This window comes from Gilliamella apis (genome assembly GCF_030758615.1).
Classification (GTDB): Bacteria; Pseudomonadota; Gammaproteobacteria; order Enterobacterales; family Orbaceae; genus Gilliamella; species Gilliamella apis_A.
On record NZ_CP132381.1, the window covers coordinates 1,040,070 to 1,066,022 of the forward strand.

The following is a 25,953-nucleotide window of genomic DNA, read 5'->3' on the forward strand; positions in this document are numbered from 1 at the left end:
ATCAGTTAATATAATTAATTGAATTAATTAAATATTTTAAAGATATAAAATAAATCTAGCAATAGGATTTTGTGATTATTAATTGATTTCATTTAAGTTATATTGAATTTGTCTACAAATACATGTCTAACTTAGGAGAAAATTATGAGTAAGCAAACCTATAATCCGACAACCAAATATCATCATGACAAGTTTCCTAAACAAAAGCAAACTCCTCCCGGTTTACAATATGAAATGAATCCAGTGCCTGATTGTGGTGAAAAAAGTTATCAAGGTCATCAAAGGTTAGAAGGTCGAAGAATGTTGGTTACTGGTGGGGATTCAGGGATTGGTCGTGCAGCAGCTATTGCTTATGCAAAAGAAGGTGCTGATGTGGCAATCAACTATTTGCTAGCTGAACAAAAAGATGCTGAAGATGTTGCTAAAGTTATCGAATCTGTAGGGCGTAAAGCAGTGTTGATTCCTGGGGATTTAAGTGATGAGGCATTTTGTAAAAAATTAGTTGATGAAGCGCATAAAAAATTAGGTGGGCTTGATAATCTAACTTTAGTGGCTGGTAAACAAACAGCTGTTGAAGATATTATGCATCTTACTAGTGAACAAATTAGAAAAACCTTTGAAATTAATGTTTTTTCACTCTTTTGGCTAACTAAAGCCGCATTGGGGTATTTAAAACCAGGGCAACGATTATTACTACTTCTTCAGTTCAGGCTTATCAACCAAGTGCTAATTTATTGGACTATGCTGCAACTAAAACTGCAATTATAGCATTTACTCGAGGTTTAGCTGCACAATTAGGTGGTAAAGGTATCCGTGTTAACTGTGTAGCACCTGGTCCAGTTTGGACACCATTACAAATCTGTGGTGGTCAACCAAGCGAAGTAATACCTGAATTTGGTAAACAAACTCCATTAAAACGTGCTGGTCAGCCTGTTGAACTTGCTGGCGTTTATGTTCATCTTGCATCAGAAGAATCAAGCTATACCACCGCGGAAGTATATGGTGTAACTGGCGGTATGCATATTAATTAATTTTCAATAATTATAATATTTTAAAGGGCTGTATTAGCCCTTTTTTTATATTGTATATGAACGATTTTTTCTTTCTTTTTCAATATGAAAAGTTGTATATTTTTTTATAGTTATAATTTACAATTTAATAGTCTTTTTAATCTGATTAAATCATTAATTAATTTTATAATAAGGAATTTATATGAAAGGTTTAAAATATTCGGCATTTGTCCTAATGGCTGCCGCTCTATTCGGTTGTGATGATTCAAAATCTAAACCAGCAGATAACAGTGCCAATAGTGAGCCAGCCAAAACTGCACCAGCTTCTAATGATGCGGAGGCAGCCAAGACAGATCTAAGTAAAGCTCAAGACAATTATATAAGTGAAGCTAAAGGTTTCTTACCAACAAAAGTGAATTCAAATTCAAGCCTAGTTGATCTTTATAAAGAAAATAATTCAATTAACTATAAATATGTAATGGATATATCTAAAGATGAGTTAGATATTGACCAAAGTAAAAAAATTACCGCTGATGCATTAAAAACTCTTTATTGTTCAGATAATAGTGAAATGAAAGCTTTTAAAAATGCTTTCCCTGATGGTGCGATTCATAATTATTATATTAAAGATGAAGTGGTATTTAGTATTCACTTAAAACCTTCTGATTGTGATGCAAAATAGTTAAAAATAACTATTACTTTTATTAGTAAAACAGGGCTATTTAGCCCTGTTTTTTATGTAATTATTCTAATGCTTTGCCTTTGGTTTCAGGGATCAAGAAGATAAAGGCTATTGCTGATAATAAGTAAGCTCCAGAAAGTAATGCTAATGCATAACTGATAGAGTAAACAGTTGCTAAATAGGCAATGAGTACTTGCGAGACACCCGCAATACCACGACCCACGTTAAAGATAATATTTTCAGCACTAGAACGGGCATCAGTAGTGTAATGTTCAGCCAGTAAAGCCCCATATCCACCCATCATACCATTAACAAAAAAGCCAATTACTGAACCAAATAGAATTAAAACTAACATATCAGTTTGGTGAAAATAAAACCATATTGAAATAGCTGATATAAGTAAGAATATTATATAAGATGGGCGACGACCAAATTTATCACATAACCAGCCGAAAATTAAGATCCCTAATGACATACCAATCGTGGTTGATATGGTCCAAAACATCGTGTTTTTGAACGGTAGTTTTAATTCAGTCGCAATCATGTTTGGCATCCAAACCATAAGCCCATAAAAACCAAAGTTTTGTACTGCACAAGCAATAGTTAAGCCAATAGTAGTAGCTGTTATTCTAGGGGATTTAAATAGTTTACCGATAGCAATTTTATTTTTGTTTTGGTCTTTTAAGTTTTGCCAAATTTCAGGCTCTTTTAATCCTTTACGTGTCCATGCAACAAATAGTGCTGGTAATACACCCATAGCAAATGCCCAACGCCAGCCATGCACTTCACCAATAAAATTAACTGTTAAAGCGGCAAGAATTATCCCCACTTGAAAGCCTAATGCCACAATCGATGTTGCTCTGGAACGTTTGTGTTTAGGCCAGCTTTCTGATACCAATGTCATGCCGATACCAAATTCACCACCTAGACCAAGGCCACTAACAAAGCGAAAAATTAAAAAGCTTTCGTAATTTGGTGAAATAGCACAAAGGCCTGTAAATAATGAAAAGATTAAGATTGTCCATGAAAATACTCTAACACGGCCAAATTTATCAGCAAGCACGCCGAAAAGAATTCCACCTAATACAGCTCCTAATAATGTTACTGAAGTTAATGTACCTAGATCGGGTTTAGTTAGGTTAAAAGTGGTTGCAATTAGACTAAAACAAACACCTAAAATCATCATATCTAAACCATCTAATGCATATCCTACCGTTGATGCAAATAAAGTACGTTTTTGATAAGGAGTTGTTTGTGCGCTTTCACTCTCAGCTTGGTTGGTCATGTTTGCGTTAATATTCATGTTTACCTCAAGTCAATAAAAAGATAGTGGTTTAATATAAGCGTTATTTTGTTTAAATAATCATTAAACGAAGGGGCTCAAAAGCGGGGGCAAGTATATACTTAAAAATGGCAAAAAGCTAAATGAAAATCCAAAAATATCAGCTTTTATTTTATTTATTGTTGTTTTGGCAAAATTATCTGTTTAATATTGAAAAATATCTAATTTTTTAGACAAATTAACCGATAATTTTGCCATTTTACGGATGTTAGCTGATAGCTTAGTAACCGATATTATTGAGATGAAATTTTACTCTTCAGCAAAATACCAATAACCGAGATTAACAAATTTTAACATGACATCTAAGGTTGTTTGGTCTTGTATTTGCTCGTAGTAAAGTACTTCAGTTTCACATAACAGATTGATTGTTGTCATTGGTAAAGGTATTTTTTTGCCGTTGATATAGGCGGTATCATCGATTTTTAAGATACGAATACTAGGAACTCGGTAGAGTTCAGCTCCAGCTTTGAGAATTGCTTCGAATTCATCTAAATCATAAGCTGCTTCAATAGGAATGATGTTTAGTTCATGCATAGGCATTGTGATATGTTTACCAAACCAATCATTAAACAAAGCAGGATTTTTTATTAAATCAATCATTTGACTTTGAAGCTTTTCAATTTCATATGGTTGAATTAAATAAGGATCTTTTGGTAATTTTAACTCTGGATCTTGATAAAAAATACCATTAGGCAAATTATCGATAATATAATCGGCAAATCCACTGAGTAAGTCTTGTGATGTTTGGGTTCTAAATCCTACTGAGTAACTAAGTGATTCGCCAATCGATACTCCATTGTGTGGAAAACCAATTGGTATATATAAAATATCTCCAGCAGTGATTTCTTCATCAATAATAGGTTGATAATCTTCAACATGTAATAAAGCTTTATGAGCACTAAACTGTTTATAGTTAGGATTGCGATCACCGACTTGCCAACGGCGGCGGCCTTTACCTTGAATGATAAAGACATCATAATTATCAATATGAGGGCCAACACCAGCACCTTGGGTTGCATAAGATATCATTAGGTCTTCAAATTGCCATTGTGGAATGCATTTAAATGGTTCGACTAAACTGGCTGCTTGCTCATGCCAATGATCGACAGCTTGGACAAGCAGGCTCCAATGATCTTCACCTAAGTCACTATAATCGATAAATGGCCCATATTTTGCGTCCCATTCCCCATTTTTGTTGGTAACAATTCGACTTTCGATTTCTTCTTCCATGGCAAGACCAGCTAGTTCTTCAGGAGAAATTGGGTCGATAAAATTACTAAAAGCATTACGTAAAATAACTGGTTTTTTTTGCCAATAATTAGTTAAAAAGTCATCCCAATTGATTGTTAATTTATTACTCATTAATTACTCCTTGTAAATTGAATAATTGACAAAAGTTTGTTGTAGTTTGTTGTGCAATAGTGTCAAGAGTTACGCCTTTTAGTGCGGCTAAATAGTTAGCTACCTCTCTAACATAAGCGGGCTGATTTTCTTTTCCCCGATAGGGAACAGGTGCTAAATAAGGGGAATCAGTTTCAATCAACATACGATCTAATGGCACAAATCTTGCTACTTCTCGAAGAGATTCGGCATTTTTAAAGGTGATAATTCCTGAAAATGAAATATAAAAACCAATATCTAATAAAGCTTTAGCTGTATCAATATCTTCTGTAAAACAATGTAAAACCCCCGAGTAAACTTGCTCTTCTTTTAATATTTTTAGGGTATCTTGTTTAGCGTTACGGGTGTGGACAATTATTGGTTTTTTTAATTGCTTACCTAAATGAATGTGTTGTATAAAATTGTATTGCTGTAGTTCAAGATTATCTTGTTGATAGTAATAATCAAGACCTGTTTCGCCAAGAGCGATAACATTGTCTTCTTGAGCGAGGTGGGCAAAACGCTCGGCATCGTAAGGTTCATCATCTAAATTGAGAGGGTGAATACCGCATGAAAACGAGCACTGTTTTTTATAGGGCATTAGCATTGCTTTCATCGATTCATAACCCGACAACGTTGTTGCAACACTTAGACAATGTTTCACATCATTGTGTAGTGCTTCTTGCAAAACGCTATCAAGCGTTTTATTAGTATAGTCCAAACTGTCTAAATGACAGTGCGAATCAATTAGAAACATATTAAGCTCTTTTAATTATTTGAATGATGTTCGAAATCACGAACAGGTTTTATGGTTGACCATGAGCGACAACTTGGGCACAACCAATAGAGAGTATTAACGGTAAATCCACATTTTTGACACCGGTAATTAGGAACTGATTTTATTTGTTCGCCTACCATATTTCGAAGTAGTAGTAGACTTTCTTTAGCCTTTCCTTGTTCAGCATCTGCCACATGGTAATCCATTAAACGGTAGAATCCTTTAAGATTTGGGTGTTTTAATAGTTCACGATAAAGGTAATATTGGGCGGCATCTAATCCGTTGTTCTTTTCAACAATATCGGCAAGCATTAGTTCGGCTACATTACCAGTGTCCTGTTTGACACAAATTTCTAAAAACTGTTTTAATAGTTGTGGCTGATTTATTTTTTCATAACATGCTTTTAATAGTGGCAATGCTTCGCCAATAAAAGCCTTGTCTTGGTTTATTATTTGTTGAAAAGATTCAATTGCTTGTTCGGTTTTGTCTTGGACCATGAATACTCGTCCAAGCATTAATGACGTGCGAGCACAGTTAGCATCGGCTGTCGCGGATTTCTTTAATAGGTTGTATGCTTGATCTAAATCATCATTAGATATAGCGAGTACGGCTAGTTCACAATAAAATTGGGCGATTTCGATTTTATATTTTTCATTGCCAAGTTTCACTAGTCTAGATGCGGTATTTATTGCATTGATCCACTCACTTGTAGATTGATAAATAATAAGTAATTGTTGTAGAGCATGTTGCTGGAAGTCTTCTTCATCAACTAATTGTAAAAACATCTCTTCAGCACGATCATAAAGGCCTGCAACCATGTAGTCTCGGCCGAGTTGCTGAATTGCCAATAATCGTTGATCGAATGATAATGATGAACTTTCCATTAATGCTTGATGAATACGTATTGCTCGATCAACTTCGCCTCTCGAACGGAACAAGTTTCCTAATGTTAGATGCGCTTCGAGAGTACCTTCATCCTCTTTAAGTAGATCAAGGAAGATGTCAACCGCTTTATCTTTTTGATTAGACAAAAGAAAATTTAGACCATCTACGTATTCTCGAGATAATCGATTCGATTGATTTAAATATTTTTGTTTGGCATTCCTGTCACCCATATACCAGCCATAGGCAGCGGCTATTGGCAGTAACAGAAATAACAATTCAAACATAATTACCTATTTTAATTGGTATTGGTTAAATTCATTTTTTGATGATTTGATATGTCTTCATCATATTTTTTTTGCAATTTATTTAATTTACGTTTAGTCGATGAATGTTGGAATTTAGATTTTAAGAAATATATTCCAGTTAATATCCAACCAACTAAAAAACCTGAGCCAAATAATATTGCCAATAATACTGATAATCTGACTTCAGTTTTAGCAATTAAATAGTTAAAAGTCACTATTTGATTATTAGCTGAACCTATTGTTATCGAAATGGCGAAAATAAGAATTATCAATAAAATTGATATTACTAATTTCATAATGCTAACCTTATTATTTTATTAAAAATATTGATTTAATCTAATTCTTTTCTTTAAAACTATTCTTTTTCCTAGTGTTATTCCATTACTATATGCCATTTTTTAACATAAAAACAGCAGATAAGTGAAATTAACCAAGCAAGCAATATCCCTAATATTAAATCATAAGCAGAATGCATGCCTAGTAATAGCCGACTCGTTTCAATGAGCAATGACCAAATAGTAATGATTGATACAATAAAAAAATGTCGTTTAAAACTTAGTAGTATTATGGCTAATAAAGCCCAAGTTACTGCAAATAAGGTGTGCCCAGAAGGAAAAGCATAACCTGTTTCATTCTGCCAATGATTAGATAGCCATCTAGGAATAATGGTTGAATTGGCTAACAATTTTTCAATATTAGCTTTACGTTCTGCTCTTGCTTGTGAATAAAATTGCTGTTGATTAAGATTAAACTCTTTATCTAACCATATCACATAAGGTCTGGCTTCAGCAGTTTGTTGTTTGATTATGCTTTTAATAATTTGACCACCTAACATAGCACTGACTAAAACTAGCCATAATAGTAATAATGTTTTTTTATTTTTATTAACTAGTTTTAGGTAAAAGAGTAAAAAAAACAGTCCAGATGTTATTATTGCCCACGGAAAACTAGCAGTTTCAGTTACCCAAAATAAATATTTAGATGTATTATTTATTGACGTTGGTTGCCACTGCCAATTTACGGTTATAACAGATAAAGGTATAATCAGAAATAAGATCAATGGCACTATTGTTTTTTTTATTACTAACCCCATTTAAAACTCAATTAAGCATAAAAATTTATTTATTTTAACATGGAAATACGATTTATTTTTAAAAAATCTTAATCATGTTGTGACGAAACTTGGAGATAATAATGCAATTAAAACATGTTGCACAAGCTAAACTACCAACCCCTTGGGGATGTTTTACTATTGTTGGTTTTGAAGAAATTGCAACAGGTAAGGATCATGTCGCATTAGTGTTTGGTGACATTAATGATCATTCATCCATATTAACACGCGTTCATTCAGAATGTTTGACGGGCGATGCATTATTTAGTTTACGTTGTGATTGTGGTTTTCAATTAGAAGCTGCATTGAAGCAGATAGCTAAAGAGGGTAAAGGTGTCTTGATTTATCATCGTCAAGAAGGGCGTAATATCGGTTTGCTAAATAAAATTAGGGCTTATGCGCTTCAAGATCAGGGGTTAGATACGGTTGAAGCAAATGAGCAATTAGGTTTCGCTGCTGATGAGCGTGATTTTACTTTGTGTGCTGATATGCTAAGGTTATTAAATGTTTCTCAAGTTAGATTATTAACGAATAATCCAGAAAAGATAAAAGTTCTTGAGCAAGCAGGTATTAATGTTACTGAAAGAGTACCTTTGGAAGTAGGCGAAAACCCGAGCAACGAGCATTATTTAGCGACTAAAGCTAATAAATTGGGGCATTTATTACATTTACACCACTGTAATCACTAACACTTTAAAAGGTGAGTTTTAAGGAGTTATCGTTTTTTTGATTTAGTTATTATTATTCTTTAATCGTTTAACCTCAAAATCTATCAGTAGTTTTGAGGTTAATTTTTATCTGTTAATAAAAAATTTATTAATCTTTGTCACATCTTAGTACGCCACCATTAGCAATTTGATCTTTTGAGACTTCATGCATAATAATTTGTACCGCTTCAGGTTTACAGTTAAGCGTTTCAACAATGGCATCAGTTACCCGTTTTGCCATTTCACGTTTTTGTTCAATGGTGCGTCCTTCTAAAAAATCAATCACTACATTTGGCATAAATATTTCCTAATTATTAATGGAGGCTAGTTGTTCATCGGTTAATGCGATGTCTTGATTATGGCATATTCCAATTCCAGTTTGGATAATTTTTTCAGCAATCGCTTTGGCTTCATCTAAAGAGTGCATGGTATAGGTTCCGCATTGATATTCATTCAATTCAGGAATTTCTGATTGAGATTTTACATTCATAACATCATGCATAGCTTGCAACCAAGCATTAACAACTGAAGATTCTTCTGGTTTGCCAATTAAACTCATATAAAAACCAGTTCGGCAACCCATTGGTGAGATATCAATGATTTCAACTTTATCACTGTTTAAATGGTCACGCATAAAGCCTGCAAATAAATGCTCTAAGGTATGAATACCTTTTTCAGGTAATAGTGCTTTATTAGGAATGGTAAAGCGAAGATCAAATACCGTAATATCATCGCCTTTTGGGGTTACCATGGTTTTGGCTATTCGTACAAAAGGCGCTTTCATTTTGGTATGGTCAACTTTAAAACTGTCTAATAAAGGCATAATTTTCTCCTTGAATTTGGGATTAAGCCATTTTGCTTGATTAGCTTAATATACTCCACTATTTTATATTCATTGATTTAATAAGTTTATCAATTCTTGTTCATCAATCACTTTTATTCCAAGTTCTTGAGCTTTGGTTAATTTTGAACCAGCTGCTTCTCCAGCAATTACAAAGTCGGTTTTTTTTGAAACACTACCTGTTACTTTAGCACCAAGTTGTTTTAATTTAGCTTTTGCTTCGTCACGTGTTAATATTGATAAAGTTCCTGTTAACACGACGGTTTTGTCAGAAAATGGTGAGTCAGTTGTTAGCAGTTGTATTTCAACATCTGGCCAGTGTATACCAATTTCCTCACTAATTAACTGATCAATTACTGTGCGGTTATGAGGTTCTTGAAAGAAGTCGATAATACTTTCTGCAATAACAGCGCCAATATCATTTACCGATTGTAATTGTTCCAAAGATGCGTTTTCAATTGCGGTTAAATTTCCTAATTGATTAACTAAATTTTCCGCAGTGACTTCACCAACATTCGGAATACCAAGCGCAAAAATAAATCGATTCAAACTTGTATTTTTAGATTTATCTAATGCGCCCAATAAATTATTGGCTAGTTTTTCGCCAACTTTATCTAATGAACATAAAATTGGCACTGTGAGTTTATAAAGATCTGCTGGTGTTTCGACATATTCTTTATCAACTAATTGTTCAATTATTTTATCGCCTAAACCTTCGACATTCATCGCTCGACGAGAAACAAAATGTTTTAAAGCTTCTTTGCGTTGTGCTTGACAAATTAATCCCCCTGCGCAACGAGATATCGCTTGCCCTTCATCACGGACAATGATTGAACCACAAATCGGGCAGTGAGTTGGAAAAATAATTTCTTTAGTATCAGCAGGTCTTCGATCTTTAATTACTGCGACAATTTGTGGAATAACATCGCCAGCTCGACGAACGGTGACATAATCACCCTCACGAATACCTAACCGGATGATTTCATCGCTGTTATGCAGTGTGGCATTGCTGACAATTACCCCAGCAACTGATACTGGCTCTAATCTGGCTACTGGCGTTATCGCACCAGTACGCCCGACTTGAAAGTCAACTTTATTTAACTTTGTTACTTCTTCTTGTGCTGGAAATTTGAATGCAGTAGCCCAACGAGGTGCACGAGCAACGAAACCAAGTTGTTCTTGTTCAGCAATGCTATTGACTTTGATTACAACACCATCGATATCAAAGTCTAATGACATTCTTTGATCACCAATTTGCTTAAAATAATCTAGTGCTTCTTGTGCACCATGGCGAATTTGAACTTTGTCACTTACTGGTAGGCCCCAAGCTTTAAATTGCATTAGTCTTGCATAGTGAGTATTGGGTAAATCTGCTCCTTCATTAATACCAACGCCATAACAGAAAAAAGTAAGTGGTCTTTTAGCCGTGATTTTAGGATCTAACTGTCTTAATGAACCGGCAGCAGCATTACGAGGGTTAGCAAATATTTTTTCGTTACGTTTTTCAGCTTCTGCATTTAATTTAGCAAAACCTTTATGCGTCATAAAAACTTCACCTCGAACTTCTAGGCGAGACGGAATATTCTCACCCTGCAATACGAGTGGAATAGTTTTTATTGTTCGAACGTTGGCTGTAATATCTTCACCAGTCGTTCCATCTCCTCGTGTAGCAGCTTGAATTAATTGGCCATTTTCATATAACAGACTTACCGCCAATCCATCAAGTTTTAACTCGCAACAGTATTCAACGGCTTGCTCTTCATCAAGCTCTAAGCGATCTTTTATTCTTTTATTAAAAGCGATAAAACTCGATTCATCAAAAACATTATCCAATGATAACATAGGTAATTGATGTCTGATCGACGAAAACTGTGATAATGGTGCTCCTCCAACACGTTGGGTTGGTGAGTCAGGGGTAATAAGTTCAGGATGAGTCAGCTCCAGATTTTGCAGCTGTTTAATTAATTTATCATATTCCACATCGGGTATTTCGGGAGCATCTAACACATAATAACAGTATTCATGATGTCTTATCAGATCACGTAAAGTCGAGATCTGTGTTATTACATCTTGGTTAGAGCTAGATGGCGCTACTGAATGTTCAGTTAAATTTGATTGTGGCATGATTTTAAACTCTTAATTTATCAAGAAGGTTTTTAAGCTTATTACTAAAATAGTATTTAACTGTATTTAGAACAACAGATTTTACTAAATATAGTCAATTATCTAATATAAGTCAGACTATTCCACTAATTTTTTAGTGGAATAGCAGCAAAAATGAGGAATTTTAAATAGCTAGCTTAAATTTCATTACAAGCTTTTTTTATGCGTTCTTTATAACTATCGATTTTTTGAGGTGTCATCATATGATGTTCATCATCCAAAACGACACCATTAACATCATCGGCAATACGTTGTGCTGTTTGTAGCATTAATTTGAAATTTTGTTGATTGTTTCCATGGGTTGGTGCAACCATAAAAATTGATACACCTGGTGTTGTAAATTCGTGCATAGTTTCGGGATCTAGATGCCCCGGACTAATCATATTTGCTAAACTAAATAATATCGGCCCATTACCTGCTGGGTCAACATGGCGATGAAAAATACGCATATCACCAAATTGAAATCCTGATTGCATGATGCTAGCTAATAGCATATCACCTTGTAATTCCTTGCCATTTAAGCCAGTAACATTTAATACAATAATTTCAGTTTTGCTTTCTTCACTATCGTCTATCGTTAGTTTGTCTTGTTTTTCGAGTTTTTCTTCAGGTTGAGGAGCATCTGTTTTTATATCCTCATTAGTGTTGGTTGATTTTTCGATTTCAGGCGTTTCTTTAATTGGCTCATCAGTAAAGATATCCTGTTGAACATCGTGAGTCGACTCATTAGAAACCTTAGTTTCGATTTTTGGTTGTTGTTCGTCATCATCTGAAAATAGATCAACTTGAAGGGGTAGTTGTTCTTCTTCTACTACTAGTGCTTTATTAATAGAAATATTAGCATCGTCCTGATTTGTTTTGCTTTTTGGCGTGAGTAAAATCACATCATCTTCATCATTATAGATGTCTTCATATTGCTGAGTATTTGTTGTGAATTTATCTTTTTTGCCTAACTTAAATAAAGAAGAACGTTCTTTCTTATTGATCCAAAGCCCATGAATTAATAATGCAATGATGACCAAGGATGCCACTACAATTAGAACAGTACGTAAATTATCCATAATACCCACTCAGAATTAAATTAAATATAGATTCAAATTATTCAATAATATAATTGAAAAAAAAGGATTAAAAAATACCACAACGAAATTTTTTTACTTTTTACATTTAAGTTAAATCCATACTCACTTATTACAGCGCAAAAAAACTATTAGTCTATATTACTTTATTTCTAGCAATAATCATAATTATCAATAGAATTTTTTTATTAATTTGCTTTTAAGGCTAATAAGTCAGATAATTTTTAGAACTCTGTGCTATTAAGGCGTTAAGACTCTTACAATCTATGCATATTTTTTGTAAAATCTCCGATCACTTTTGAATAATATTCATTGTTTTTATTTAAAAAATAATTATTAAGTTACCGAGGTCTTTTTTATATGAGATTTAATAAGCTATTACTTACTCTGCCAGCGGCATTAACTAGTCTATTGTTATTAACAAGTTGTGATAATAATCAATCACAAGATGGTGCTGGCCAATTACCAAAGGTAACTGTTTTTAAAGTTGAACCTTTAGACTATACTCTAAAAATAAACTTACCTGGACGGGTCGTTGCTTCCCAGATCGCTGAAATCCGACCACAGGTTAGTGGGATTGTACTAAATCGAGAATTTGAAGAAAGTTCAAATGTTAAAGCTGGTCAATCACTTTATCAAATTGACCCAGCCATTTATCAAGCGAATTATGATAGTGCGGTGGCCAGTGTAGCTAGTGCGAAAGCTAACGCTAATATAGCTCAACTAACCTTAAAGCGTTATGCTGGACTTTTGAATACTAAATCTATCAGTCAGCAAGAATATGATAAAGCGGCTGCCGATGCCAAACAAGCTGAGGCAAGTGTTTTAGTTGCTCAAGCAGCAGAGCACGCAGCCAAAGTTAATTTGGACTACACGAAAGTATACTCGCCAATTGATGGGTATATTGGTAAATCAAGTGTCACGGAGGGGGCATTAGTGTCAGCAGGGCAAGCTGCTCCATTAGCTTTGGTACAGCAACTTGATCCAATTTATGTTGATATGACTGAAGCTGCAACTCGTTATAATAAATATCTTCAAGATGAAAATATAATTTATGAACCAGCTCAAGGCGATAATGTTGAATTGTTTTTTAATGATGGATCAAAATATGCTCTATCTGGAAATATTAAATTTTCAGATATGACGGTTAATGAAACGACTGGAACAGTTACTTTGCGATCACAATTTTCAAATGCTGAAGGTAAAATTTTACCGGGGATGTTTGTAAAACCACAATTGACATTAGGTACTATCAAAAATGCAGTACTAGTTCCTCAGCAAGGTATTACTAGTAACCAAAAAGGTCAATATACAGCTAAGATTTTAAAACCAGATAATACAGTTGAATATCGTCAAGATATTAAAGTTTATACTGGCATCAGTGGTTATTGGGTTGTTACCAGTGGCATTGATGTTGGTGAACAAGTGATTACTACTGGTTTACTTAATTTAACCGCAGTAGAAAGGGGGCAACCAATGAAGGCTCAAGTAGTAGATAAGCCAGCTACTCTTTCTCAAGAGCAATTAGACAATATCATCAAAAGCAGCGTGAAATAAAACAGGGGTAGAGTTAATTATGGCTAAGTTTTTTATTGATAGACCTGTTTTTGCATGGGTAATTGCTATCATGATGATGCTGGGCGGTGCTTTATGTATTAAGCTACTCGCTGTTGAACAGTATCCTGATATCGCACCACCAGCTGTTACGGTTTCTGCTGTTTATCCAGGGGCTGATGCTCAAACTATTGAGAATACAGTTACCCAATTGATTGAGCAAAACTTGACTGGTTTGGATAATTTGATTTATATGAAATCAACCAGTAGTGCTCAAGGGGTTGTACAAACCACTCTGACTTTTGCTCCCGGCACTAGCCCTGATTTTGCGCAAGTACAGGTCTTAAATAAAGTAGAAAGTATTAAATCTCGTTTGCCAGAAAGCGTGCAAAAAAATGGGGTATCGGTTGCTAAAAATAATACCAACTTCTTAAAAGTTATTGGTTTCTATTCTACCAATCCTCAAAAAACACAAGCAGATATCGCTGACTTTATTTATTCAACAGTACAAGATCAGATACGTCGTGTACAAGGTGTCGGTGATACTCAATTATTTGGTTCTGAATATGCAATGCGTATTTGGTTAGATCCTAATAAACTAAATTATTTTAATTTATCTATTGAAGAAATTATTGCTGCTATTCAAGCACAAAATGCGCAGGTTACTGCAGGGCAATTAGGTGCTTTACCAGCAACTGAAGGTCAAGAGCTCAATGCAACTATTACAGCTCAATCACGGTTAAAAACACCTGAGCAATTTCAAAATATTTTAGTACGTGTTAACACAGATGGCTCAAACATCTTATTAAAAGATGTTGCCAATGTTGAAATTGGTGCTGCTGATTATAACTTTCTTTCACGTTATGACGGTAAACCATCAGCTGGTTTAGGTATTTATTTGGCGACAGGAGCAAACCAACTCGATACATCAGCAAAAGTTGACCAAAAAATTCAAGAATTATCACAGATTTTTCCTGAAGATATCAAATTTGCCTATCCTTATGATACAACTCCGTTTGTTAAATTATCGATTAATAACGTTGTGCATACATTAATTGAAGCAATCATATTGGTTGTTATCGTTATGTATGTCTTTTTACAAAATCTGCGTTCTACACTTATTCCAACTATTACCGTACCAGTAGTATTGTTAGGTACCTTTGCAGTTTTATATATATTTGGATTTACCATTAATACGTTATCTATGTTTGCTATGGTGCTGGCCATCGGTCTTCTGGTCGATGATGCCATCGTAGTAATTGAAAACGTTGAACGTATTATGCATGACGAAGGCCTTTCGCCTTATGATGCAACGGTTAAATCGATGGAACAAATTACTTCGGCATTAGTGGGTATTGCTGTGGTATTATCCGCCGTATTCGTACCAATGGCATTTTATGGTGGTGCTGCAGGGGGGATATATCGTCAATTTTCAATCACAATTGTAACGTCAATGGCTTTATCAGTATTGATGGCAATTGTATTAACGCCAGCACTTTGCGCACAAATTTTAAAAGCACCATCGAAAAATAAAGTTAAGATAACAACATTAGGCGAAAAATTACAAACCATACCTCCGTTTACGTGGCTTTCAATTGGAACTAAATGGTTTTTCAATAAGTTCAATAATTTGTATAACAAAAGTTTATATGCCTATGAAAAAGGGGTAATTAAGTTTATTCGTTATCCACTGATTTCATTTGTTTGCTATGTCTTGATAGTTGTTGGCTTAGTATTTGGCTTTAACCGTTTACCAACTGGTTTCTTACCAAATGAAGATCAGGGGGTGTTGATTGTAATGGTTGAGTTACCACCCGGTGCGACATTAGAACAAACCATGGGTGTATTGAACAAAACCTCTCAATTTTATATGAATGAAAAAGCTGATTCAGTCAGAGAGATTTTTACAGTTGCAGGTTTTAGCATGGTTGGTCGTGGACAAAACATGGGACTTGGCTTTATTCGATTAAAAGATTGGGATGAACGTAAACGCCCGGATCAAAAAGTTGATGCATTAGTTGGTAGTGGTTGGGGATTCGCTTCTACTATTACTGAAGGTCGGGTCATTATTACGAATGTACCGGCTGTACCATCACTTGGTATGGCAAATGGTTTTTCTTACATGTTAAAAGATACCGCTGGACTTGGCCATGAGGCACTAATGGGGGCATTTTTCCAATTATTGGGGCAAGCTGCACAGAATCCTAATCTACAACAAGTTCGTCCAGGTAGTATGCTAGATGTTCCACAATATAAGATTAATGTTGATTTTGAAACTGCTCAAGCACTTGGTGTTGCAGTAAGTAGCGTAAATACCGTACTTTCAACAGCATTGGGTTCAGCTTATATTGATGACTTTGTTTATAACAATCGGGTTAAAAAAGTCTATTTACAATCAGATTCGGCTTATCGAATGTTACCTGATGATTTCAGCTTTTGGCATGTTAAAAATCAAAAAGGTGAAATGGTTCCTTATGATGCATTTGCCACTACAACTAAGAGTTATGGTTCGCCATCTCTAGTTCGTTATGATGGCGTTGCAGCCATGGGTGTCAGTGGAGCTGCTGCACCAGGTATGAGTTCAGGACAAGCTATGGCAATAATGGAAGAACTATCTAAAAACTTACCGAAAGGTTTCTCGTATGATTGGACAGATATTTCTTACCAAGAACGTCAAACAGGTTCACAAACGACAACACTTTATATTATCTCACTTATCGTAGTGTTCCTATCGTTAGCTGCATTATATGAAAGTTGGACTGTACCTATTTCTATCTTATTCGTTATCCCATTAGGTATTATTGGTACTGTATATGCAACTATGTTTAGAGGCCTTGATAATGATATCTACTTTATCGTTGGTCTATTAACAACAATGGGTCTATCGGCTAAGAATGCTATTCTGATCGTAGAATTTGCTAAAGATGCGCTTGAAAAAGAAGGTAAGTCATTAATTGATGCAACATTAGAAGCGTGTCGCTTACGCTTACGCCCAATTTTAATGACTTCATTTGCCTTTATCCTCGGTGTTTATCCACTGGCTACCAGTAGCGGTGCCGGTTCTGTAAGTCAGAATGCGGTAGGTACTGGGGTTATTGGAGGTATGTTAACGGCGACGTTCTTAGCGATATTCTATGTTCCGTTATTCTTCTTGTTTATAACGAAATTATTCACTAAACATAAGAATAAAGTGGTGTTGCCTGCTAACTATACTGGTAAAACAGAGAAATAGTTAATGAATAATTAATATCAATTTAAAGCACCAATAATATTGGTGCTTTTTTTATCTAACTTTTAATAGATTACCTATTCGATATTTTGTTTAACAGTTTTCATACAGTTGAATAAAAGTTGAGCAAAGGGGTTTTTAAGTTATAAACGCAGGGCGTTAATATGGAATAGTATTAGATTATTTACGTGATTTGATTAATTGTTGACTCATATGGGCATGGGTAATTGCTATAGCTAGTGCATCTGCCGCATCTGCTTGAGGACTTGCAGGTAATTTTAATAGTAGTCTAACCATATGTTGAACTTGTTTTTTGTCGGCAGCTCCAGTGCCAACTACACTTTGTTTGACCAAGCGTGCAGCATATTCAAAAACGGGTAAATCATGATTGACTGCTGCGACAATTGCAGAGCCTCGTGCTTGACCCAATTTTAAAGCAGAATCGGCATTACGTGCCATAAAGACTTGTTCAATAGCAAACATGTTCGGTTGAAATTGAAGAATGATTTCGCTTACTCCTGCATAGACACGTTTCAAACGTGTGGGTAAGTCATCGACAGCAGTGCGAATACAGCCACTGCCAAGATAGGTGAGTTGTCGTCCCGTTTGACGAATTACGCCATAACCCGTCAAACGAGAGCCTGGGTCAATACCCAGAATAATAGTCATTAGAGTGTTGCAGCAACTTCGTCTGACACTTCTCCGTTATGATAAACCTCTTGAACATCATCACAATCTTCAAGCATATCGATAAGACGTAGTAATTTTGGTGCAGACTCAATATCAAGATCAACTTTGGTTGCTGGAATCATTGAAACTTCAGCGGATTCAGCCACTAAACCAGCAGCATCGAGTGCATCTTTAACTTCACCGAATGATTCAGGTGTAGTAAATACATCAATTGCACCATCATCATAAGTAACCACATCATCAGCACCAGCTTCAAGTGCCGCATCCATTACTTGATCTTCATCAGTGCCTGCAGGATAAGAGATCACACCTTTTTTAGTAAATAAATAAGATACTGAGCCGTCAGTACCTAGATTACCGCCAGTTTTAGTGAAAGCGTGACGAACTTCAGATACAGTACGGTTTCGGTTATCACTTAAGCATTCAACCATTACTGCAGTACCTGCAGGTCCATAACCTTCATAGATGATAGTTTCCATATTAGTATCATCTTCACCACCGACACCACGAGCAACAGCTCGATTCATGGTATCTCGAGTCATGTTATTAGATAATGCTTTGTCCATAGCAGCACGTAGACGAGGGTTAGACGCTGGATCGCCACCACCAATTTTGGCTGCCGTTACAAGTTCGCGAATAATTTTGGTAAAGATTTTACCGCGCTTAGCATCTTGAGCTGCTTTGCGGTGTTTGGTATTGGCCCATTTACTATGACCTGCCATAGAGTTCTCCAGATTAAATAATTTAAAAATCGCATCATTTTAACAAACTTTTAACTAAAGTTCATTATCAATCTATTTTTTCATTGGTTCATGTCATTTTAATAATGAATAATTATGTAGATTCGTATCAAATATACATATTTTATTCATTGCAACTCATTTAATTTTAATTCATTATATCTTTGATTTTGATAAATCATGCCTTCATCGAAACGTTTCGATAAACAATTTCATTATTATTCTTAGGATTGCATTATGTATAAAAGTAAGTTGTTCAATTCAGTAATAGTTCAAACTTTAGCCAAAATGGGACATACCGATCAAATTGCTATTGGTGATGCAGGTTTACCCATCCCTGAAAATGTTGAAAGAATAGATCTGGCGTTGACTTCTGGCGTGCCATCTTTTATGCAAGTTTTGGAAACTGTAACTGAATCTATGCAAATTGAAAAAGTTCTTCTGGCAGAAGAGATCCTTGAACATAATCCAGAGATAAATAAAAAAATATTAGCTCAGATTAAACAAATTGAGGAATCACAACAAAATATAATTGATATAGAATATGTCACTCACGAAATGTTAAAACAGCAAACCAGCGAATGCAAAGCGGTAATTAGGACTGGTGAATGTTCACCTTACGCGAATATTATTCTACAGTCGGGAGTAATTTTTTAAAAACAACAATTAAAATAATGGGAATTTTATGAGTGATATTTTATTACAGCTTACTGATATATCTAAATCTTTTCCCGGTGTTAAAGCGCTTTCAGGCGCTAATCTGACTGTTAAAGCTGGTCAAGTTATGGCCTTAATCGGCGAAAATGGCGCGGGTAAATCTACATTAATGAAAGTACTCACAGGAATATATAAAAAAGATTCTGGTGAAATTATTTATCAAGGTAGTAAAGTTAACTTCAATGGTCCCAAAGCTTCGCAATTAGCCGGAATAGGTATAATTCATCAAGAATTGAATTTAATACCGCAATTATCCATCGCCGAAAATATCTTTTTAGGTCGAGAATTTACCAATAAATTCGGTTGTATTGATTGGCAAAAAACCTATGCTGAAGCCGATAAATTATTAGCGCAATTGCATTTGAATTATAACAGTCGAAGATTGATTAGTGATTTGTCGATTGGTGAACAGCAAATGGTTGAAATTGCCAAAGTGCTAAGTTTTGATTCTAAAGTTATCATTATGGATGAACCAACCGATGCTCTCACCGATACAGAAACCGCTTCATTATTTGAAGTCATTAATAAACTCAAAAAACAAAATTGTGGCATTGTCTATATCTCTCATCGTCTAAAAGAAATCTTTCAAATTTGCGATGCAGTGACTGTATTACGTGATGGTCAATTTGTGGGTGAAAAGAAGATCACGCAATTGGATGAAGATAGTTTAATTGAGATGATGGTGGGTCGTAAGCTTGAAGAACAATATCCACGCATCGAAATGGAAAAAGGAAATATCACGTTACAGGTTAACCACCTTATTGGTGATGGTGTGAATGATGTTAGTTTTTCTCTTCATGAAGGAGAAATATTAGGCATCTCTGGTCTTATGGGGGCTGGACGAACCGAGTTGATGAAGATGATTTATGGCGCAAATCCCGCTAAATCAGGAACAATAACTTTAAATGGCAAAGCCATTAAAACACGTTCGCCAAAAGATGGTTTAATGAACGGCATTGTTTATATCTCTGAAGACCGCAAAAGAGATGGATTAATTTTAGGCATGTCAGTGAAAGATAATATGTCACTCAACTCCCTTGGTTATTTTGTTAATCAATTTAAACAGTTAAAACTAAAAAATGAACGACGAGCGGTTGATGATTATGTGGGACTATTCAATATTAAAACCCCATCAATTAATCAAACTATAGGTTTATTATCAGGTGGTAATCAACAAAAAGTTGCTATTGCTAAAGGATTAATGACACGCCCAAGCATATTAATTTTGGATGAACCAACCAGAGGTGTTGATGTTGGCGCTAAAAAGGAAATTTATCAACTGATCAATCAATTCAAACAACAAGGATTAAGTGTTATCTTAGTTTCGTCCGACATGCCCGAAATTCTTGGCATGAGTGATCGTATTTTAGTTATTCATGAAGGAAAAGTAACCGGAAATTTTACTATTAATGAAGCAACACAAGAAAAACTTATGGCCGCTGCCGTAGGAAAAACACAGGAGAAATCTGATGCTGCAAAATAAAACGCTCAAAAATGTATTAGTTGAGCAGAAGTCATTAATAACGTTACTGGTATTAATCTTAATCGTTTCATGTTTAAGTGATAACTTTTTCACGTTAAATAATATTTTTAATATTTTGCAGCAAACCTCAATTAACGCCATTATTGCGGTTGGAATGACCTTAGTCATTCTAACATCCGGTATTGATCTTACAGTTGGCTCGATATTTGCACTAGCGGGCGCTGTGACCGCATCGATGATTGGTGCCGACATTTCCCCTTTTATTGCTATATGTGCTGCTTTAATTTTAAGTGCAATATTAGGGGCCTTTTCTGGAGTCATTATCGCGAAAGGAAAGCTTCAAGCTTTTATTGCAACATTAGTGATGATGTTAATCTTACGTGGTGCAACACTGGTATATACAAAAGGAAGTCCAATTTCTATTGGTACTAATGATAATTCCGAAATGTTTGAATGGATCGCATTTGGTCGAGTATTCGGTATTCCAGTACCAATTATCATTATGTTGGTTGTGTTTGCCGCGGCATGGTATTTGTTGAAATATACGCGTTTAGGTCGCTATATTTATGCCCTTGGCGGTAACGAATCAGCAACACAATTATCAGGTATCAATGTTGATAAGGTAAAAATTATTGTTTATGCGATGAGTGGTTTACTGTGTGCTGTTGCCAGTACAATTGAGGTTTCAAGATTGTCCTCAGCTCAACCTACAGCAGGAACTGGTTACGAGATGGATGCAATTGCTGCTGTTGTTCTTGGCGGCACAAGTATGTCAGGAGGGCGCGGTAAAATTATTGGGACCCTAATCGGTGCGTTAATTCTAGGTTTTTTGAATAATGGCTTAAATATGTTAGGGGTCGATGCGTATTATCAAATGATAGTCAAAGGTGGCGTCATATTACTTGCGGTTTTAGTTGATAAAAAAACTAATAAGTAATTTTTTTAATAAAAGTAGCTAGGAGAAAGTTATGAGATTAAATAAGTACATTGCTGTATTAATAAGTTTTTTATTTGTCTTTCAAGCTTCGGCAAAAGAGAATATTGCTTTAATAATATCCACGCTAAACAATCCATTTTTTGTTACTTTAAAAGAGGGAGCCGTAAAAAAAGCTAATGAACTAGGTTACGATTTAGTAGTGTTAGATTCCCAAAATAATCCCGCCAAAGAGTTAGCAAATGTTGAAGATACAATTGTTAAAGGAACAAAGATTATTTTAATTAATCCGACAGATTCGGAAGCAGTTGGTAACGCTGTTCTAGCGGCTAACAAAGCAAATATTCCTGTTATAACCCTTGACCGTGGTTCAGTGAAAGGTGAGGTAGTTAGCCATATAGCATCAGACAATGTTGCTGGCGGTAAAATGGCTGGTGATTTTATTGTTAATAAGTTAGGTAAACAGGCAAAAGTCATTCAACTACAAGGAATTGTAGGTACTTCGGCTTCACGTGAAAGAGGTGAAGGATTTAATCAGTCACAACAAGAAAATAATTTTACCATTTTAACGGCACAGCCTGCGGATTTTGATAGAGCTAAAGGTATGAATGTTATGCAAAATTTATTAACGGCTTATCCCACTGTTCAAGCTGTATTTGCAGAAAATGATGAAATGGCATTAGGTGCAATGCGAGCGATTCAAACCGCTGGTCGAACTGACATTTTGATCGTTGGATTCGATGGTACTGATGATGGTATCAAATCTGTAGAACGCGGTAAATTAGCTGCAACTGTGGCACAACAACCCGATAAAATTGGCGCAATTGGGGTCGAAATCGCTGATAAAGTTATAAAAGGTGAAAAAGTCAGTCCGAGTATTCCTGTGGAGTTAAAATTAATTAGTAAATAGATTAGTATAGGACGTGATAAACGTCCTATTTAATTAGGAATTAGATAAATGAAACGTAAAAAATTGATTGTCTTAGGTAGTGTTAATGTTGATCATATTTTAAATGTTCCTAAGTTTCCTAAACCGGGTGAAACATTATCAGGATCAAACTATAAAATTTCTTTCGGTGGTAAGGGGGCAAACCAAGCTGTTGCAGCAGGTCGATTGGGTGCAAATATTCAATTTATTGCTGCTGTCGGAAATGATGAACTAGGTAACAAAATTAAACAGCAGCTTAACAATGATAATATTAATACTTGTTCAGTAGCTTGTATTGAAGGGCAAAATACTGGGGTAGCTTTGATTTTAGTTAATGCACAAGGTGAAAATCAAATTGCTATCCATGCTGGTGCAAATGCACAAGTTACTACAGAATATTTACTTAAATATAAAGAAGATATTATCAATGCTGATGCTATTTTAATGCAATTGGAAACACCGTTGGCAACAATTGAACAAGCAGCAAAATTGGCTAAACAACATCAGACTCAAGTTATTTTAAATCCGGCTCCAGCACAAAAATTATCAGATGATTTACTTAAACACATTGATATTATTACCCCTAATGAAACTGAAGCTGAATACTTAACAGGTATTAAAGTTTTAACGGAAAAAGATGCCGAGCAAGCTGCGACCTTTTTACATAAAAAAGGTATCGAAACGGTTATTATTACTTTAGGCTGTAAAGGTGCCTGGGTAAGTTCTGCACAACAAGGGGCAATCATTGCTGGATTTAAAGTCAAAGCAATTGATACTATTGGTGCAGGTGATACTTTCAATGGTATGTTAGTTACCGCGTTGTTAGAAGGTAAAACTTTAGAACAAGCGATTAAATATGCCCATGCAGCTGGTGCATTATCAGTTACGAAACCGGGAGCTCAAACAGCAGTACCATCTCGAAATGAAGTAGAAGAGTTTCTTGAACAACAAAGTAAATAGGTAGTTTCGACTTGGCAACTATGAAGGATATCGCAAATTTTGCGAAAGTATCGACATCAACTGTCTCTCATGTCATTAATAATGACCGTTATGTTAGTCCAACTATTCGCAAAAAAGTTGAATTGGCAATCAAACAATTAAATTATACACCTTCAGCCATTGCTCGAAGTTTAAAAAGTAATAAAACATTTACTATTGGTATGGTAGTAACAGCAAGTAATAACCCCTTCTTTTCAGAAGTCGTGCAGGGCGTTGAGAGATGTTGTTATAGGCTGGGGTATAATTTAATATTATGTCATACCGAAGGTGACCAGCAACGAATGTTAATTAATATTGAACATTTATTACAAAAACGTGTTGATGGTTTACTAACAATGTGTACTGAAACTCAGCCAATCCCACAACAGATATTCACTAAATATCCTAAACTTGCCATAGTTATGGTGGACCGGACACCATTTAGTGCTCTTTATGATATTATAAAGGATCATTCTTTATATGGTGCTACTTTAGCTACCAATTATCTCATTGAACAAAATTATAAAAAGATTGCTTGTATTACTGGGCCATTGAATAATAACCAATCTCAATTGCGTTTAAAAGGCTTTAGAAATGCTCTGCAAGCCGCTAATATAACCATACTTGACGGCTATGAAGTACAAGGGGATTTTCACTTTTCATCTGGCGTGATTGCTATGCAGCAATTATTAGATTTACCGATTCCGCCGGAAGCGGTATTTTGTTTTAATGATGCCATGGCAATTGGTGCTTACCAAACTCTATATCGAAATGGTCTTGAAGTTGGCAAAGATATCGCTATTATTGGTTATGATGATATTGAAATTGCGCAATACATGACTCCTTCTTTGACAACTATCCATCAACCAAAAGAAGAATTAGGCCAGTTAGCAGTCGAAACTTTACTAAATCGTATTCAAAATCCTCAAGAGTCGCGACAAATATTGACTTTAACTCCTACATTAATTAAACGTTTTTCAGCGTAAATAACATCTAATTGATATATTGAGAACAAAAAAAGCGTCCTCCAAAGAAGACGCTTTTAAATAATCCTATAATATGGTTTTAGAGATTTAGACTAACTCATTCCATATTGTTTTAATTTTTTGCGTAGAGTACCACGGTTGATACCAAGCATATTTGCTGCTCGAGTTTGATTGCCACGAGTATATTGCATAACCATATCAAGGAATGGGTGTTCAACTTCAGCTAACACTAATTCATATAGATCAGTAGGATCTTCACCATTTAATTGTGATAAATAGTTTTTTAAAGCTTGTTTTACCGAATCTCGCAAAGGTTTTTGTGTTATTTGGTCTTGTGAGTTTACAGTTGTAAATTTAAGTGCTGCAGCTGTAACGCGTTGTTCTGACATAGTATATTTAACTCTTTTATTTGTTTCTAATTTGACTAAAAAATGCTTTTAGTGTTTTTACTTGCTCACATGAATTGCTAAGTACACTAAATAAGCGCCTGAATTGATTGCTGTCAGCATAGTTCTTGGTATACCAATTTACATGCTTTCTGGCAATCCGTAATCCTTTGTATTCTCCATAGAATTGATAAAGTTCTTCAAGGTGTGTTAACACTATTTGCTCAACTTCATCAATTGACTTATTTTTCTTTAACTGTCCGTGTGTTAAATAGAATGCAATTTCTTCAAATATCCAAGGTCGCCCTTGTGCCGCTCGGCCGATCATTATACCATCAGCTTGCGTATATTTAAAAACATCTTTTGCTTGTTCTGGGGTACAAATATCACCATTTGCAATTACCGGAATAGTTACCTTTTCTTTAACTGCTTTAATGGATTCATATTCAGCCTTTCCATTGAATAAGCATGCACGACTTCGCCCATGAATAGTAATGGCCTTTATGCCACAATCCTGCGCAATTTGTGCGATTTCAATGCAATTTCTATTATTTTTATCCCATCCAGTCCGAGTTTTTAATGTTACTGGTACATCAACAGCACCAACAACTTTCTGCAAAATAGTTTTTATTAGCTCTGGATACTGCATTAAAGCAGAGCCAGCTAATTTTTTATTCACCTTTTTAGCCGGACACCCCATATTGATGTCAATTAACTGAGCTCCATGTTTGACGTTAAATTCAGCCGCTCTCGCCATTTCGTCGGGGTCTGAGCCAACTATTTGAACTGCACGTATACCGACATCATCATTTGAAATCATTCTTAATGCTGATTTATCAGTATGCCAAACATCAGAATTTGCTAAAAACATTTCAGAGACAGTCATTCCAGCACCAAAGCGGTGACATAAATTCCGAAACGGTTTATCACTGATTCCTGCCATTGGAGCAGCAATCAGATTATTTTTTAAATTGACCTTGCCGATACTAAGCGAATTAAGGCCGGCTATATTACGCATTTTTTCTCGAAGTTAAAAGGGGTAATG

At 35.2% G+C, this 25,953-nt stretch carries 24 protein-coding genes and 1 pseudogene; 11 read left to right on the forward strand and 14 right to left on the reverse strand.

Translation table 11 applies throughout. The features are described 5' to 3' along the window. Positions 1–144: 144 nt before the first annotated feature. Both RAM17_RS04825 and RAM17_RS04830 read left to right on the forward strand, forming a co-directional pair. A pseudogene (locus RAM17_RS04825) lies at positions 145–1,031 on the forward strand (SDR family oxidoreductase). 181 nt (positions 1,032–1,212) lie between these two features. Then, positions 1,213–1,692, forward strand: a complete 480-nt coding sequence (locus RAM17_RS04830; RefSeq protein WP_110448300.1) for a hypothetical protein — start codon at positions 1,213–1,215, stop codon at positions 1,690–1,692. A gap of 61 nt (positions 1,693–1,753) precedes the next feature. Here RAM17_RS04830 and RAM17_RS04835 read toward each other — a convergent pair whose 3' ends face one another. From RAM17_RS04835 to RAM17_RS04860, 6 genes are all read right to left on the reverse strand, one after another. Further along, positions 1,754–2,995: an MFS transporter gene (locus RAM17_RS04835; protein ID WP_110448299.1), complete on the reverse strand. Its 1,242-nt coding sequence runs from the start codon at positions 2,993–2,995 to the stop codon at positions 1,754–1,756. A 288-nt stretch (positions 2,996–3,283) separates the two neighbouring features. Then, positions 3,284–4,396, reverse strand: a complete 1,113-nt coding sequence (locus tag RAM17_RS04840; protein WP_110448298.1) for a ribosomal protein uL16 3-hydroxylase — start codon at positions 4,394–4,396, stop codon at positions 3,284–3,286. Continuing rightward, positions 4,389–5,171: a YchF/TatD family DNA exonuclease gene (locus RAM17_RS04845; protein ID WP_110448297.1), complete on the reverse strand. Its 783-nt coding sequence runs from the start codon at positions 5,169–5,171 to the stop codon at positions 4,389–4,391. The genes RAM17_RS04840 and RAM17_RS04845 overlap by 8 nt, the downstream gene beginning before the upstream one ends. Before the next feature lie 11 nt (positions 5,172–5,182). Continuing rightward, positions 5,183–6,361, reverse strand: a complete 1,179-nt coding sequence (gene lapB / locus RAM17_RS04850; RefSeq protein WP_110448296.1) for a lipopolysaccharide assembly protein LapB — start codon at positions 6,359–6,361, stop codon at positions 5,183–5,185. An 11-nt stretch (positions 6,362–6,372) separates the two neighbouring features. Beyond that, the gene (locus RAM17_RS04855) at positions 6,373–6,678 is read right to left on the reverse strand and encodes a LapA family protein (RefSeq protein WP_198199171.1); all 306 of its coding nucleotides are present in this window, start codon (positions 6,676–6,678) and stop codon (positions 6,373–6,375) included. Positions 6,679–6,755: 77 nt separating this feature from the next. Continuing rightward, entirely contained in the window at positions 6,756–7,475 is a 720-nt protein-coding gene (locus RAM17_RS04860; RefSeq protein ID WP_110448294.1) for a phosphatase PAP2 family protein, read from the reverse strand. 101 nt (positions 7,476–7,576) lie between these two features. On the opposite strand from RAM17_RS04860, the gene ribA reads away from it, so the two are divergent. Then, a complete protein-coding gene (gene ribA, locus RAM17_RS04865) occupies positions 7,577–8,182 on the forward strand; it encodes a GTP cyclohydrolase II (protein WP_110448293.1) in 606 nt (201 codons plus the stop codon). Between the two features lie 127 nt (positions 8,183–8,309). Here ribA and RAM17_RS04870 read toward each other — a convergent pair whose 3' ends face one another. The 4 genes from RAM17_RS04870 to zipA form a co-directional block, all read right to left on the reverse strand. Further along, positions 8,310–8,498, reverse strand: a complete 189-nt coding sequence (locus RAM17_RS04870) for a 2-hydroxymuconate tautomerase (RefSeq protein WP_034901609.1) — start codon at positions 8,496–8,498, stop codon at positions 8,310–8,312. 9 nt (positions 8,499–8,507) lie between these two features. Beyond that, complete coding sequence (luxS, locus tag RAM17_RS04875) at positions 8,508–9,023, reverse strand: S-ribosylhomocysteine lyase (protein WP_110448292.1); 516 nt, start codon at positions 9,021–9,023, stop codon at positions 8,508–8,510. A gap of 69 nt (positions 9,024–9,092) precedes the next feature. Beyond that, positions 9,093–11,165, reverse strand: coding sequence for an NAD-dependent DNA ligase LigA (gene ligA / locus RAM17_RS04880; RefSeq protein WP_110448291.1), 2,073 nt, complete (start codon positions 11,163–11,165; stop codon positions 9,093–9,095). 176 nt (positions 11,166–11,341) lie between these two features. Beyond that, positions 11,342–12,265 (reverse strand): cell division protein ZipA, encoded by a 924-nt coding sequence (zipA, locus tag RAM17_RS04885; RefSeq protein ID WP_110448290.1) that lies wholly within the window; start codon positions 12,263–12,265, stop codon positions 11,342–11,344. A 378-nt stretch (positions 12,266–12,643) separates the two neighbouring features. Between zipA and RAM17_RS04890 the strand changes: the two genes are divergently transcribed. Then, the gene (locus tag RAM17_RS04890; protein ID WP_110448289.1) at positions 12,644–13,840 is read left to right on the forward strand and encodes an efflux RND transporter periplasmic adaptor subunit; all 1,197 of its coding nucleotides are present in this window, start codon (positions 12,644–12,646) and stop codon (positions 13,838–13,840) included. A gap of 19 nt (positions 13,841–13,859) precedes the next feature. Further along, positions 13,860–17,069, forward strand: a complete 3,210-nt coding sequence (locus RAM17_RS04895; protein WP_110448288.1) for an efflux RND transporter permease subunit — start codon at positions 13,860–13,862, stop codon at positions 17,067–17,069. Positions 17,070–17,246: 177 nt separating this feature from the next. Here RAM17_RS04895 and ruvC read toward each other — a convergent pair whose 3' ends face one another. Together ruvC and RAM17_RS04905 are read right to left on the reverse strand one after the other, a co-directional pair. Beyond that, positions 17,247–17,735 (reverse strand): crossover junction endodeoxyribonuclease RuvC, encoded by a 489-nt coding sequence (gene ruvC, locus RAM17_RS04900; RefSeq protein ID WP_110448287.1) that lies wholly within the window; start codon positions 17,733–17,735, stop codon positions 17,247–17,249. Beyond that, positions 17,735–18,478 carry a YebC/PmpR family DNA-binding transcriptional regulator gene (locus RAM17_RS04905; protein WP_110448286.1) on the reverse strand — a complete coding sequence of 248 codons (744 nt, stop codon included), beginning with the start codon at positions 18,476–18,478 and terminating at the stop codon, positions 17,735–17,737. The genes ruvC and RAM17_RS04905 overlap by 1 nt, the downstream gene beginning before the upstream one ends. Positions 18,479–18,733: 255 nt before the next feature. Between RAM17_RS04905 and rbsD the strand changes: the two genes are divergently transcribed. The 6 genes from rbsD to RAM17_RS04935 are packed head-to-tail and all read left to right on the forward strand — an operon-like array spanning position 18,734 to position 24,522. Beyond that, on the forward strand, positions 18,734–19,153 hold the full coding sequence (gene rbsD, locus RAM17_RS04910; protein WP_110448285.1) for a D-ribose pyranase: 420 nt from the start codon (positions 18,734–18,736) through the stop codon (positions 19,151–19,153). 28 nt (positions 19,154–19,181) lie between these two features. Continuing rightward, positions 19,182–20,696, forward strand: coding sequence for a ribose ABC transporter ATP-binding protein RbsA (gene rbsA / locus RAM17_RS04915; RefSeq protein ID WP_110448284.1), 1,515 nt, complete (start codon positions 19,182–19,184; stop codon positions 20,694–20,696). Further along, complete coding sequence (gene rbsC / locus RAM17_RS04920; RefSeq protein WP_110448283.1) at positions 20,683–21,633, forward strand: ribose ABC transporter permease; 951 nt, start codon at positions 20,683–20,685, stop codon at positions 21,631–21,633. Before rbsA ends, rbsC begins: the two co-directional genes overlap by 14 nt. Positions 21,634–21,664: 31 nt before the next feature. Next, positions 21,665–22,540 (forward strand): ribose ABC transporter substrate-binding protein RbsB, encoded by an 876-nt coding sequence (rbsB, locus tag RAM17_RS04925; protein WP_110448282.1) that lies wholly within the window; start codon positions 21,665–21,667, stop codon positions 22,538–22,540. Positions 22,541–22,588: 48 nt separating this feature from the next. Continuing rightward, positions 22,589–23,518 (forward strand): ribokinase, encoded by a 930-nt coding sequence (rbsK, locus tag RAM17_RS04930; RefSeq protein WP_110448281.1) that lies wholly within the window; start codon positions 22,589–22,591, stop codon positions 23,516–23,518. An 11-nt stretch (positions 23,519–23,529) separates the two neighbouring features. Then, a complete protein-coding gene (locus RAM17_RS04935) occupies positions 23,530–24,522 on the forward strand; it encodes a substrate-binding domain-containing protein (protein ID WP_110448280.1) in 993 nt (330 codons plus the stop codon). Positions 24,523–24,614: 92 nt separating this feature from the next. Here RAM17_RS04935 and fis read toward each other — a convergent pair whose 3' ends face one another. Next, entirely contained in the window at positions 24,615–24,911 is a 297-nt protein-coding gene (gene fis, locus RAM17_RS04940; protein WP_034883623.1) for a DNA-binding transcriptional regulator Fis, read from the reverse strand. A 16-nt stretch (positions 24,912–24,927) separates the two neighbouring features. After that, positions 24,928–25,926, reverse strand: a complete 999-nt coding sequence (gene dusB / locus RAM17_RS04945; protein WP_306240883.1) for a tRNA dihydrouridine synthase DusB — start codon at positions 25,924–25,926, stop codon at positions 24,928–24,930. Positions 25,927–25,953: the final 27 nt, after the last annotated feature.

Coding starts and splice junctions, on each gene's coding strand:
- dusB (WP_306240883.1), bottom strand. CDS start 25,926: ATGCGTAATATAGCCGGCCTTAATTCGCTTAGTATCGGCAAGGTCAAT.
- RAM17_RS04840 (WP_110448298.1), bottom strand. CDS start 4,396: ATGAGTAATAAATTAACAATCAATTGGGATGACTTTTTAACTAATTAT.
- RAM17_RS04905 (WP_110448286.1), bottom strand. CDS start 18,478: ATGGCAGGTCATAGTAAATGGGCCAATACCAAACACCGCAAAGCAGCT.
- ruvC (WP_110448287.1), bottom strand. CDS start 17,735: ATGACTATTATTCTGGGTATTGACCCAGGCTCTCGTTTGACGGGTTAT.
- lapB (WP_110448296.1), bottom strand. CDS start 6,361: ATGTTTGAATTGTTATTTCTGTTACTGCCAATAGCCGCTGCCTATGGC.
- rbsB (WP_110448282.1), top strand. CDS start 21,665: ATGAGATTAAATAAGTACATTGCTGTATTAATAAGTTTTTTATTTGTC.
- RAM17_RS04860 (WP_110448294.1), bottom strand. CDS start 7,475: ATGGGGTTAGTAATAAAAAAAACAATAGTGCCATTGATCTTATTTCTG.
- RAM17_RS04835 (WP_110448299.1), bottom strand. CDS start 2,995: ATGAATATTAACGCAAACATGACCAACCAAGCTGAGAGTGAAAGCGCA.
- rbsA (WP_110448284.1), top strand. CDS start 19,182: ATGAGTGATATTTTATTACAGCTTACTGATATATCTAAATCTTTTCCC.
- zipA (WP_110448290.1), bottom strand. CDS start 12,265: ATGGATAATTTACGTACTGTTCTAATTGTAGTGGCATCCTTGGTCATC.
- ligA (WP_110448291.1), bottom strand. CDS start 11,165: ATGCCACAATCAAATTTAACTGAACATTCAGTAGCGCCATCTAGCTCT.
- rbsD (WP_110448285.1), top strand. CDS start 18,734: ATGTATAAAAGTAAGTTGTTCAATTCAGTAATAGTTCAAACTTTAGCC.
- fis (WP_034883623.1), bottom strand. CDS start 24,911: ATGTCAGAACAACGCGTTACAGCTGCAGCACTTAAATTTACAACTGTA.
- rbsC (WP_110448283.1), top strand. CDS start 20,683: ATGCTGCAAAATAAAACGCTCAAAAATGTATTAGTTGAGCAGAAGTCA.
- RAM17_RS04855 (WP_198199171.1), bottom strand. CDS start 6,678: ATGAAATTAGTAATATCAATTTTATTGATAATTCTTATTTTCGCCATT.
- RAM17_RS04890 (WP_110448289.1), top strand. CDS start 12,644: ATGAGATTTAATAAGCTATTACTTACTCTGCCAGCGGCATTAACTAGT.
- RAM17_RS04830 (WP_110448300.1), top strand. CDS start 1,213: ATGAAAGGTTTAAAATATTCGGCATTTGTCCTAATGGCTGCCGCTCTA.
- rbsK (WP_110448281.1), top strand. CDS start 22,589: ATGAAACGTAAAAAATTGATTGTCTTAGGTAGTGTTAATGTTGATCAT.
- luxS (WP_110448292.1), bottom strand. CDS start 9,023: ATGCCTTTATTAGACAGTTTTAAAGTTGACCATACCAAAATGAAAGCG.
- RAM17_RS04845 (WP_110448297.1), bottom strand. CDS start 5,171: ATGTTTCTAATTGATTCGCACTGTCATTTAGACAGTTTGGACTATACT.
- ribA (WP_110448293.1), top strand. CDS start 7,577: ATGCAATTAAAACATGTTGCACAAGCTAAACTACCAACCCCTTGGGGA.
- RAM17_RS04895 (WP_110448288.1), top strand. CDS start 13,860: ATGGCTAAGTTTTTTATTGATAGACCTGTTTTTGCATGGGTAATTGCT.
- RAM17_RS04870 (WP_034901609.1), bottom strand. CDS start 8,498: ATGCCAAATGTAGTGATTGATTTTTTAGAAGGACGCACCATTGAACAA.